Origin of the sequence: Burkholderia sp. LMG 13014, assembly GCF_905232215.1 — a bacterium.
Taxonomy (GTDB): Bacteria; Pseudomonadota; Gammaproteobacteria; order Burkholderiales; family Burkholderiaceae; genus Burkholderia.
In genome coordinates this window covers 1-10,703 of the sequence record NZ_CAJNKE010000177.1, presented here as the reverse complement: position 1 = coordinate 10,703, position 10,703 = coordinate 1, and the positions used below count along the sequence as shown (strand labels likewise).

Sequence of the window (10,703 nt, the reverse complement as noted above, 5' to 3'; positions counted from 1 at the left end):
ATGCGCAGACGCCGCAGCAGGTCCGCTACGGCGACGCCATTGCCTTCCGCACGCTGATCCCGTCGCCGCTGCTCGAGCAGCTCACCGCGAACGAATACGCGCAGATCGTGCAGGCAGCCGCCGACAGCAACCGCCTGCTGCCCGCGAACCAGCCGCGCGTGAAGCGCCTGCGTGCGATCGTCGCGAAGCTCGCACCGTATTCGGTGAAATGGAACGACCGCGTGAAAAGCTGGGCGTGGGACGTCAACGCGATCCGCTCGCGCGACATTCGCCTGACCTGCCTGCCGGGCGGCAAGGTGCTCGTGTACGGCGGCCTGCTCGACCGCGTCCGCCTGAACGACGACGAGCTCGGCGTGCTGCTCGCGCACGGCATCGCCCATGCGCTGCGCGAACACGCGCGCAGCAACTTCAGTGCGACCTCGCAAACGTCGCTGCGCGCGGCCACGCTGCCGCCGCTGTTCGGCGTCGGCGACCCGCTGCCGCAAGCATTGAACCTCGGCGAGCGCCTGCAGGCGCTCCACTACAACGCGACCGACGAGACCGAAGCCGACGTGATCGGCGGCGACATCGCCGCACGCGCGGGCTTCGATCCGCGCGCGGCGATCACGCTGTGGGACAAGCTCGCGGTCGCAACCCGCGGGAACAAGGCGACGGGCTACATCTACACGCATCCGTACAGCACGGCCCGCCGCCAGGATCTGCTGAACCGCCTGCCCGATCTCATGCCGCTGTACGCGAAAGCGGTGGGCAAGCACGTCGACACGCTGCCCGACTACGCAGGCATCAGCGCGCAACGCCGCAAGGTCGTGCGGCGCTGAACACGCGACAACGCTGCACACCCCTTTCACACGCGCGGCAATGCCGCTGCGCGTCGCCGTTCGCTCAGGTCGTCAGGTCGATCGCCCCCCGATTGCCGATGGGCCGGCTTACGCTTTCGCGCATCCAGCGCACCTCGTCACCCGGGCTGCGGCCGAACAGCCGCTTGAACTCGCGGCTGAACTGCGACGCGCTCGCATAGCCGACACGCGCGGCCGCCGTGCCGGCGCCGACTCCGTCCTGCACCATCATCAGCCGCGCCTGGTGCAGCCGCGCGGCCTTCACGTACTGCATCGGCGACGTCGCCGTCACGTGCTTGAACTGCGCATGGAACACCGCGAGGCTCATCCCGGCCTCGCGCGCGAGCGTCTCGACGTCGAGATCGGTTCTCAGGTCGGCATGGATGCGTCGCAACGCCTTCGCGATGCGGCCGAAGTGATGCTGCTGCACGAGCGCCGCGCGCATCGCGTCGCCCTGCTCGCCCGTCAGCACGCGATACGCGATCTCGCGCATGATCGCCGGGCCCAGCACGCGCGTGTCGTGCGGCGACGCGAGCGCTTCGAGCAGCCGCACGACCGCGTCGGCCAGCGGCGCGTCGAGGGGCGTCGAATACACGCCGACCGGTTCGCTGACAGCCGCGCCGAGCGTCTCGTCGAGCAGGATCGCGAGCTCGGCGATCACGGCGAGATCGACGCGGATCGAGATCGCGAGAAACGGCTCGTCCATGCTCGCGAAGGTCTCGCATTCGAACGGCAGCGGCACCGACAGCACGAGGTACTGCTGCGCGTCGTAGACGAACGAACGGTCGCCGAGATAGCCGAGCTTGCGCCCCTGGCACACGACGATGATGCTCGGTTCGTACAGCACGGGCATACGCGGCGCGGGACGGCTCACGCGGAAGAAGCGCACGCCGTCGAGCGTTGCAAGCGTGTCGCCCTCGTTCGGCGCGAGGCGCGTGTGCAGCTCGATCATGCGGCGCTGCACACGGTCGCCCGAGTCGGCGAAAAGGGGCTCGAAGCTCATCTGCGTAGTCCTGTCCGGCAAGAGAATCTGGCTCGCAATGTAGCACCTTGAACGTGTTTTGACGGCTGTTTGGATGCAGTTAGAGAGGAATAGGCAAATCTTCCAGACCTTCGTGTATTTCGCCGCGGCGCCGCGCTCCTTACGATGACGTCCTGCCTCGCCGCATCGCCACATGGTGCGACGGCAGTCTGTTTTGCCGGTCATCCATCCCGGACAAGGAGCCCCCTGCATGAGCACTACCTATGCCTACGCGGCGACCGATGCGCGCTCGCCGCTCGCCCCGTTCGAATTCCAGCGTCGCGCGCTGCGCGACCTCGACGTCCAGATCGACGTCCTCTACTGCGGCGTCTGCCACTCGGACCTGCACCAGGCCCGCAACGAATGGCGCAACACGATCTACCCGGTCGTGCCGGGCCATGAAATCGTCGGCCGCGTGACCGCGACCGGCCCGCAGGTCTCGCGCTTCCAGGTCGGCCAGCTGGTCGGCGTCGGCTGCCTCGTCGATTCGTGCCGCACCTGCCCGAGCTGCGCCGACGGCCTCGAGCAGTATTGCGAGAACGGCTTCGTCGGCACCTACAACGGCCAGGATCGCGTGACGGGCGACATCACGTTCGGCGGCTATTCGACGCAACTCGTCGTCGACGAGGCGTTCGTGCTGCGCGTGCCCGAGACGCTCGATCCGGCCGGCGCCGCGCCGCTCCTGTGCGCGGGGATCACGACCTACTCGCCGCTGCGGCAGTGGAACGTCGGCCCCGGCAAGAAGGTCGGGATCGTCGGTCTCGGCGGCCTCGGTCACATGGGCGTGAAGCTGGCGCGCGCGATGGGTGCGCACGTCGTGCTGTTCACCACGTCGCCGTCGAAGGTCGAGGACGGCAAGCGGCTCGGCGCACACGAAGTCGTGATCTCGAAGGACGAAGCGCAGATGAACGCGCACCTGAACAGCTTCGACTTCATCCTGAACACGGTCGCCGCGCCGCACGACCTGAACCCGTTCCTGCACCTGCTCAAGCGTGACGGCACGATGACGCTGGTCGGCGCGCCGGAGCACGACCATCCGTCGCCGCAGGTGTTCAACCTGATCTTCAAGCGCCGCCGCCTCGCCGGCTCGCTGATCGGCGGGATCGCGGAAACGCAGGAGATGCTCGACTTCTGCGCGGAGCACGGGATCACGTCGGACATCGAAACGATTCCGATGCAGCAGATCAACGCGGCCTACGAGCGGATGCTGAAGAGCGACGTGAAGTACCGCTTCGTGATCGACATGGCGTCGATCAAGCAGTAAGCGCCGCCAGGCGGCACGCACGATCGCCGTCCCAAACGAAACGGGCCGCATGTTCGACATGCGGCCCGTTTCTGCATCCGGCGACCGGACGGTTCGACTGCTACGCGCACGGCGCAGCGCGGGAGGTCACTTCTTGTAGTCGTAGTCCACCGTCAGCGGCGCATGGTCGCTGAACTTGATGTCCTTGAAGATCGACGTGCTCTTCGCGGTGCCGGCCACGCCCGGCGTCGCGATCTGGTAATCGATCCGCCACCCGACGTTCTTCGCATACGCCTGGCCGCGGTTGCTCCACCACGTGTACTGCTCGGCGCGCGGGTCGAGCGTGCGGAACACGTCGACATAGCCGACATCGTCGAACAGCTTCGTGAGCCACTCGCGCTCTTCCGGCAGGCAGCCCGAGTTCTTCTGGTTGCTCTTCCAGTTCTTGATGTCGATTTCCTTGTGGACGATGTTCACGTCGCCGCACAGGATCACCTCGCGCTTCTTCTTCAGCTCGGCGAGGTGCGGCATGAACGCGTCCATGAAGCGGTACTTCGCCTGCTGGCGCTCTTCGCCGCTCGAGCCGGACGGCACGTACACCGACACGACCGACAGCTTGCCGTAGCGCGCCTCGACATAGCGCCCTTCGGCATCGAATTCGCTGCTGCCGAAGCCGATGATCACGTCATCGGGCTCGCGGCGGCTGTACACGCCCGCACCGCTGTAGCCCTTCTTCTCGGCGTGGTGGAAATAGCTCTTGAAGCCGTGCGGCTCGACGAATTCGCTGGGCAGGTCGTCGGCCGAGACCTTGATTTCCTGCACGCACACGCAATCGGCGTTCTGTTCGCCGAGCCACTCGAAGAAGCCCTTCTTCGCGGCGGAGCGGATGCCGTTCAGGTTGGCGGTAATCACTCGCATCATGTCGGATTCCGTTCAGTTCGATGTTTTTTCAGGGGTGCAGCTTAGCGGATCTTCACGCCTTCGAGCTCGGGCTTCGGCGGCGGGAATTCCAGCTTCATGTCGGTCATCGCGCGCAGCAGCAGCTCGGCGATCATCACGTTGCGGTGCGTCTTCGAGTTCGCCGGGATCACGTACCACGGCGCATGCTCGGCGGACGTCGCCGCGAGCGCGTCGCGGTAGGCGGACTGGTACGCGTCCCAGTGCTTGCGCGCGTCGAGATCGGAGATGTCGAACTTCCAGTGCTTGGTCGGATCGTCGATGCGCGCCTGCAGCCGCTCGCGCTGCTCGTCCTTCGAGATGTGCAGGAAGCACTTGATGATCGTCGTGCCGTTCTCGACCAGCATCGTCTCGAAATCGCGGATCTGCCGGTAGCGGAGCTCGCATTCCTTCGCGTCGATCAGGTCGAGCACGCGCGGCACGAGCACGTCCTCATAGTGGCTGCGATTGAAGATCGCGAGCTCGCCCGCGGCCGGCACCTGCGCATGCACGCGCCACAGGAAGTCGTGCGCGGCCTCGATCGGGGTGGGCGCCTTGAACGGCACGACGCGCAGGCCGAGCGGATCGACCTCGCGGAACACCGCGCGCACGGTGCCGTCCTTGCCGCTGGTATCCATCCCCTGCAGCACGAGCAGCACGCGCTTCTTCTGCTGCGTGTGCAGGCGCTCCTGCTGCACGTCGAGCTCGGTCGACACGGCCGACAGCCGTACGCGGTCGTCGTCTTTCGAACCGGACGAGAACGGCTTCGCGGCCGGGTCGAACGCATCGAGCTTGAATGCTGCGGCTTCCTTCTCGCGCGTGCAGTACGGCACGCGGAAATCGTCGAGCGACGGTTGTTTCGCCATTCGTTCCTCCGTTGGACGCTGTGGTGCATACGATAACGCATCCACCAAACGCAACGGGCCGCCCCGAACTGGTTCGGAGCGGCCCGTCGTCAAGCGCGGTTCAGGCGCGCGGTCATGCTCAGCCGAGCTTCTTCTTCAGCAGTTCGTTGACCTGCTGCGGATTGGCCTTGCCCTTCGTCGCCTTCATCGCCTGGCCGATCAGCGCGTTGAACGCCTTTTCCTTGCCTGCGCGGAATTCCTCGACCGACTTCGCGTTCGCCGCGAGCACCTCGTCGATGATCGCTTCCAGCGCGCCGGTGTCGGAGATCTGCTTCAGCCCCTTCGCGTCGATGATGCGATCCGCCGCACCTTCGTCTTCAGCCTTCTCGTCCCAGATCGTCGCGAAGATTTCCTTCGCGATCTTGTTCGAGATCGTGCCGTCGGCGATGCGCTGCAGCACGAGCGCGAGCTGCGCGGCCGAGACCGGAATCGCGTCGATCTCGATGCCATCGCGATTCAGCTGCGACGACACATCGCCCATCAGCCAGTTCGCGGCGATCTTCGCGTTCGCCACGCCAGCCTTCGCGACCACGGCCTCGAAGTACGCGGCCATCGCCTTGCTCGACGTCAGCACGCCCGCGTCGTACGCGGACACGCCGTATTCGTCGCCGAAGCGCTGCTGCATCGCGACCGGCAGCTCGGGCATCCCGGACTGCACGCGCTCGATCCAGTCCTGGCCGATCACGAGCGGCATCAGGTCGGGGTCGGGGAAGTAGCGGTAGTCGTGCGCGTCTTCCTTGCTGCGCATCGAGCGCGTCTCGCGCTTGTCCGGATCGTAGAGGCGCGTTTCCTGCACGACTTCGCCGCCGTCCTCGATCAGCTCGATCTGGCGACGCACTTCGTAGTTGATCGCTTCCTCGAGGAACCGGAACGAGTTCAGGTTCTTGATTTCCGCGCGCGTGCCGAACTTCTCCTGGCCGACCGGACGCACCGACACGTTCGCGTCGCAGCGGAACGAGCCTTCCTGCATGTTGCCGTCGCAGATGCCGAGCCACACGACGAGCCCGTGCAGCGCCTTCGCGTAGGCGACGGCCTCGGCCGCGCTGCGCATTTCCGGCTCGGTGACGATCTCGAGCAGCGGCGTGCCCGCTCGGTTCAGGTCGATCCCCGTCATCCCGGCGAAGTCTTCATGCAGCGACTTGCCCGCATCTTCCTCGAGGTGCGCGCGGGTCAGGTTGACGGTCTTCTCGTACGCTTCCTTGCCGGCCTTCTCATTGGCGGGCACCTGGATCGTGATCTGGCCGCCCTGCACGACCGGAATCTCGTACTGGCTGATCTGATAGCCCTTCGGCAGATCGGGGTAGAAATAATTCTTGCGCGCGAAGATGCTGCGCGGCGCGATGGTCGAGCCGATCGCGAGGCCGAAGCGGATCGCGCGTTCGACCGCGCCGCGGTTCAGCACCGGCAGCACGCCCGGCAGCGCCAGGTCGACCGGGCAGGCCTGCGTGTTCGGCTCGGCGCCGAACTGCGTCGACGCGCCGGAGAAAATCTTCGAGACGGTCGACAGTTGCGCGTGCGTCTCGAGACCGATGACGACTTCCCATTGAGTAGCCATATGCTTACACCCCTGCCGGAACTTGCTTGTGCCAGTCGGTCGCGCGCTGGAACGCGTCCGCGACCTGCAGCATCCGGGCTTCGTTGAAATAGTTGCCGATGATCTGCAGGCCGACCGGGCGCTTCGCGTTCGCGCCCGCGCCGAAACCGCACGGCACGCTCATGCCGGGCAGGCCGGCGAGGCTCACCGACAGCGTGTAGATGTCGGCCAGATACATCTGTACCGGATCGTCGCCCTTCGCGCCGAGATCCCATGCGACCGTCGGCGACGCCGGGCCCATGATCACGTCGCAGGACTTGAACGCTTCCTGGAAATCGTTCGCGATGATGCGGCGGATCTTCTGCGCCTGCAGGTAGTACGCGTCGTAGTAGCCGTGCGACAGCACGTAGGCGCCCACCAGAATCCGGCGCTTCACCTCGGGGCCGAAGCCTTCCGCGCGCGACTTCTTGTACATGTCGAGCAGGTCGCCGTACTGCGCGGCGCGATGGCCGAAGCGCACGCCGTCGAAACGCGACAGGTTCGACGAGGCTTCAGCCGGCGCGATCACGTAGTACACGGGGATCGACAGTTCCGTCTTCGGCAGCGACACCGGCACGAGCGTCGCGCCGAGTGCTTCATACTGCTTCAGCGCCGCGTCGATCGTCGCGCGCACGTCGTCGGCGAGACCGTCGCCGAAATACTCGTTCGGCAAGCCGATGCGCAGGCCCGCGAGCGGCTTGCCCGCGTCGTTACCGGCCGCCCACGGCTGGCCGAGGTGGCGCGTGAAGTCTTCGTCGTCGTGTTCGAGGCTCGTCGAGTCGCGCTCGTCGAAGCCGGCCATCCCGTTCAGCAGCAGCGCGCAGTCGGACGCGCTCTGCGCCATCGGGCCGCCCTGGTCGAGCGACGACGCGAACGCGATCATCCCGTAGCGCGACCGGCACCGCGTTCGTGTCCCACGGGTTCTTCACCGCGCCGAACGCCGAATTCTCGTTCGACGAGCCCATCGCGAACTCGTCCATGTTGGTCTTGCCGAGCGTGACCATGCCGGCCGCCTGCAGGCGGGCGACGACGGTCGCGTCGAACGGGCTCTCGTAGTTCGCGAGCATCTTCGAGCCGGCGGTCGAGCGCCAGCCGCGCGTGACGAACACGTCCTTGTGCGCGATCGGCAGGCCGGTGAGCGCGCCGCCCGCGCCGCGCGCGAGCTCCGCGTCGGCAGCTTTCGCCTGCGCGAGGGTCAGGTCGGCGTCGACGTGGACGAACGCGTTCAGGTCGCGCGCGGCATCGATCCGTTTCAGGTAGAGCTGCGCGAGCTCGACGGCCGAGCATTCCTTGGCGGCGAGCGCGGCGCGCAGTTCGGTCAGGCTTTTTGCGTGCATTGAGTGGTTTTCCTGGGAATTCTGGGTGGCGCGCGGCGCGAAGACGGCGGCGCGCTTGTCATCGAATGCTTACTCGATCACCTTCGGCACGAGATAGAGGCCGTCCTGGACGGCCGGCGCCGGACGCTGGTTGTCGTCGCGATTGACGACTTCCGTCACGGTGTCGTCGCGCAGGCGCTGCGCGACTGCCTGGATCTGTTCGATCGGGTGGGCGAGCGGCGCGATGCCGGCGGTGTCGACTGCTTGCATCTGCTCGACGAGGCCGAAGAATTCATTGAGCTGGCCGAGCATGTGCTCGGCGTCGGCGTCGGCCATTTCGAGTCGCGCCAGGTGCGCGATGCGTTTCACATCGGTCAGGGTCAGGGCCATGCGATCACCGGAAAAACAAGGCTGCGCAGCGCATCAAAAGCAGCACTGCGGCGGGGGGTTGGAGGGTGCGATCCCACCCTCAAAAATCGGGGCCGAAGCGGCAAAAATACCGCCCGTTTCGATTCAAATACCGTGAAATTATAAGGTATCATTACGCGTTCGACCCAAACCCGGCAGCCTTTTCCCGCACCGTTTCGCCCCGCTTCGGCAAGCCATGCGTGCATCGTGCGATCCCCGGTAGACATCACTCGCAGCTTCGTGCGCCGCGGCGGCCGCTTCCGCCACGCTTCCCGAGGCTGTTATTTTTTCCGCTGCCGCCCTCAGCGCTCGCTATGCAGGGCCGGCCCAGAGCGAAACAGGATTCTGAATGTTCGGTTTTTTGCGCAGCTACTTCTCCAACGATCTCGCGATCGACCTCGGCACCGCAAACACCCTGATCTACATGCGCGGCAAGGGCATCGTGCTCGATGAGCCGTCAGTCGTGTCGATCCGCCAGGAAGGCGGCCCCAACGGCAAGAAGACAATCCAGGCAGTCGGCAAGGAAGCCAAGCAGATGCTCGGCAAGGTGCCGGGCAACATCGAGGCGATCCGCCCGATGAAGGACGGCGTGATCGCCGACTTCACCGTCACCGAGCAGATGATCAAGCAGTTCATCAAGACGGCCCACGAGTCGCGCATGTTCTCGCCGTCGCCGCGCATCATCATCTGCGTGCCGTGCGGCTCGACCCAGGTCGAGCGCCGCGCGATCAAGGAAGCCGCGCACGGCGCCGGCGCATCGCAGGTCTACCTGATCGAAGAGCCGATGGCCGCTGCGATCGGCGCGGGCCTGCCGGTGTCGGAAGCCACCGGCTCGATGGTCGTCGACATCGGCGGCGGCACGACGGAAGTCGGCGTGATCTCGCTCGGCGGCATCGTGTACAAGGGTTCGGTGCGCGTCGGCGGCGACAAGTTCGACGAGGCGATCGTCAACTACATCCGCCGCAACTACGGGATGCTGATCGGCGAGCAGACCGCCGAGGCGATCAAGAAGGAAATCGGCTCCGCGTTCCCGGGCTCCGAAGTCAAGGAAATGGAAGTGAAGGGCCGCAACCTGTCGGAAGGCATTCCGCGCAGCTTCACGATCTCCAGCAACGAAATCCTCGAAGCGCTGACCGATCCGCTGAACCAGATCGTGTCGTCGGTGAAGATCGCGCTCGAACAGACCCCGCCGGAACTCGGTGCCGACATCGCCGAACGCGGGATGATGCTGACGGGCGGCGGCGCGCTGCTGCGCGACCTCGACCGCCTGCTCGCGGAAGAAACCGGCCTGCCGGTGCTCGTCGCGGAAGATCCGCTCACCTGCGTCGTACGCGGTTCGGGCATGGCGCTCGAACGCATGGACAAGCTGGGCAGCATCTTCTCGTACGAGTGATCGTCTAGGCAGTTTCTTGACATGACGCACCCGCGGCGTGGCCGGATCGCTCGTTCAGAACGAACCGCCGCGCCGTTTGCGCGTCTGAGCATCATTTAACCGATCACACGCGCCCGGCGCCGACCATGGAATACAGTCCGCCGCCCCTCTTCAAGCAAGGTCCGCCCGCGCTCGCGCGGCTCATCTTCTTCGTCGCCCTCGCCATCGCGCTCCTCGTATCGGACGCGCGCTTCAGCACGCTCGAAATCGTCCGCGGCGTGCTCGGCACCGTGCTCTATCCGCTGCAGCGCGCCGCGCTCGTGCCGCGCGACCTGTTCATGGGCGCGGCCGACATCGCCGTCACCGGCGCGTCGCTGCGTCACGAGAACGACGATCTCCGCAAGCGCAACCTGCAACTGTCCACGCAGGCCAACCAGGCCGCCGTGCTCGCGCAGGAAAACATGCACCTGCGCGCGGTACTCGAGCTTCGCCAGCACATCGCGACGCAATCGACACCGGTCGAGATCCAGTACGACACCAGCGATCCGTTCACGCAGAAGATCGTGGTCGGGCACGGTTCGCAGCAGGGCATCCAGGGCGGTTCGCCCGTCGTCAGCGAAGACGGCGTGGTCGGCCAGGTCACGCGCGTGTTCCCGCTGCAGTCGGAAGTCACGCTGATCACCGACCGCGATCTCGCGATTCCCGTGCAGGTGCTGCGCACCGGCCTGCGCAGCGTGATCTACGGCACGCCGAAGGGCGATTCGCTCGACCTGCGCTTCGTGCCGACGAGCGCGGATCTCGTCGTCGGCGACGAGCTCGTCACGAGCGGCCTCGACGGCGTCTATCCGCCCGGCCTGCCGGTCGCGAAGGTCGCGCGCGTCGACAAGCTCGCCGATACGGCGTTCGCGCGCGTGACCTGCGCCCCGCTCGCCGCCGTGCGCGGGGCGCGCCAGATGCTCGTGCTGCATTACCAGAACGACATCCCGCCGCGCCCGGCCGAGCCTGATCCGGCCGCCGACAAGAACGCGAAGGGCAAGAAGGGCGCGAAAGCCGCCGCGAAGGGCGAGAAGGCCGACAAGGCTGACGCGAATGC

Annotated in this window: 9 protein-coding genes and 1 pseudogene; 4 read left to right on the top strand and 6 right to left on the bottom strand. The window is 66.1% G+C overall.

Going from position 1 to position 10,703, the window contains the following annotated elements:
* On the top strand, positions 1–818 hold an 818-nt coding region (locus JYJ84_RS18460), incomplete at its 5' end, for a M48 family metallopeptidase (protein ID WP_205189349.1).
* A gap of 64 nt (positions 819–882) precedes the next feature.
* On the opposite strand, the gene JYJ84_RS18455 is transcribed toward JYJ84_RS18460, so the two are convergent.
* Positions 883–1,839 (bottom strand): AraC family transcriptional regulator, encoded by a 957-nt coding sequence (locus JYJ84_RS18455; protein ID WP_122946522.1) that lies wholly within the window; start codon positions 1,837–1,839, stop codon positions 883–885.
* A 229-nt stretch (positions 1,840–2,068) separates the two neighbouring features.
* Between JYJ84_RS18455 and JYJ84_RS18450 the strand changes: the two genes are divergently transcribed.
* Positions 2,069–3,121 (top strand): NAD(P)-dependent alcohol dehydrogenase, encoded by a 1,053-nt coding sequence (locus tag JYJ84_RS18450; RefSeq protein WP_205184504.1) that lies wholly within the window; start codon positions 2,069–2,071, stop codon positions 3,119–3,121.
* Positions 3,122–3,247: 126 nt separating this feature from the next.
* Here JYJ84_RS18450 and JYJ84_RS18445 read toward each other — a convergent pair whose 3' ends face one another.
* From JYJ84_RS18445 to gatC, 5 genes and pseudogenes are all read right to left on the bottom strand, one after another.
* Positions 3,248–4,021 carry an exodeoxyribonuclease III gene (locus tag JYJ84_RS18445; protein ID WP_174963152.1) on the bottom strand — a complete coding sequence of 258 codons (774 nt, stop codon included), beginning with the start codon at positions 4,019–4,021 and terminating at the stop codon, positions 3,248–3,250.
* A 41-nt stretch (positions 4,022–4,062) separates the two neighbouring features.
* Positions 4,063–4,902, bottom strand: a complete 840-nt coding sequence (locus JYJ84_RS18440) for a polyphosphate kinase 2 family protein (RefSeq protein WP_122946525.1) — start codon at positions 4,900–4,902, stop codon at positions 4,063–4,065.
* Between the two features lie 118 nt (positions 4,903–5,020).
* Complete coding sequence (gene gatB / locus JYJ84_RS18435; protein WP_175222409.1) at positions 5,021–6,496, bottom strand: Asp-tRNA(Asn)/Glu-tRNA(Gln) amidotransferase subunit GatB; 1,476 nt, start codon at positions 6,494–6,496, stop codon at positions 5,021–5,023.
* A gap of 4 nt (positions 6,497–6,500) precedes the next feature.
* Positions 6,501–7,851: pseudogene (locus JYJ84_RS18430) on the bottom strand (amidase family protein).
* 69 nt (positions 7,852–7,920) lie between these two features.
* Positions 7,921–8,220 carry an Asp-tRNA(Asn)/Glu-tRNA(Gln) amidotransferase subunit GatC gene (gatC, locus tag JYJ84_RS18425; RefSeq protein ID WP_175222408.1) on the bottom strand — a complete coding sequence of 100 codons (300 nt, stop codon included), beginning with the start codon at positions 8,218–8,220 and terminating at the stop codon, positions 7,921–7,923.
* 367 nt (positions 8,221–8,587) lie between these two features.
* Here gatC and JYJ84_RS18420 point away from each other — a divergent pair, with 367 nt between their 5' ends.
* Both JYJ84_RS18420 and mreC read left to right on the top strand, forming a co-directional pair.
* Positions 8,588–9,631, top strand: a complete 1,044-nt coding sequence (locus JYJ84_RS18420) for a rod shape-determining protein (protein WP_004189550.1) — start codon at positions 8,588–8,590, stop codon at positions 9,629–9,631.
* Positions 9,632–9,756: 125 nt separating this feature from the next.
* The coding region (gene mreC, locus JYJ84_RS18415; RefSeq protein WP_205189348.1) for a rod shape-determining protein MreC at positions 9,757–10,703 on the top strand (947 nt) is incomplete at its 3' end.

What these genes read in the sequence shown, in the direction of transcription:
- JYJ84_RS18455 (WP_122946522.1), bottom strand. Translation starts at nt 1,839, where the DNA reads ATGAGCTTCGAGCCCCTTTTCGCCGACTCGGGCGACCGTGTGCAGCGC.
- JYJ84_RS18450 (WP_205184504.1), top strand. Translation starts at nt 2,069, where the DNA reads ATGAGCACTACCTATGCCTACGCGGCGACCGATGCGCGCTCGCCGCTC.
- JYJ84_RS18445 (WP_174963152.1), bottom strand. Translation starts at nt 4,021, where the DNA reads ATGATGCGAGTGATTACCGCCAACCTGAACGGCATCCGCTCCGCCGCG.
- JYJ84_RS18440 (WP_122946525.1), bottom strand. Translation starts at nt 4,902, where the DNA reads ATGGCGAAACAACCGTCGCTCGACGATTTCCGCGTGCCGTACTGCACG.
- gatB (WP_175222409.1), bottom strand. Translation starts at nt 6,496, where the DNA reads ATGGCTACTCAATGGGAAGTCGTCATCGGTCTCGAGACGCACGCGCAA.
- gatC (WP_175222408.1), bottom strand. Translation starts at nt 8,220, where the DNA reads ATGGCCCTGACCCTGACCGATGTGAAACGCATCGCGCACCTGGCGCGA.
- JYJ84_RS18420 (WP_004189550.1), top strand. Translation starts at nt 8,588, where the DNA reads ATGTTCGGTTTTTTGCGCAGCTACTTCTCCAACGATCTCGCGATCGAC.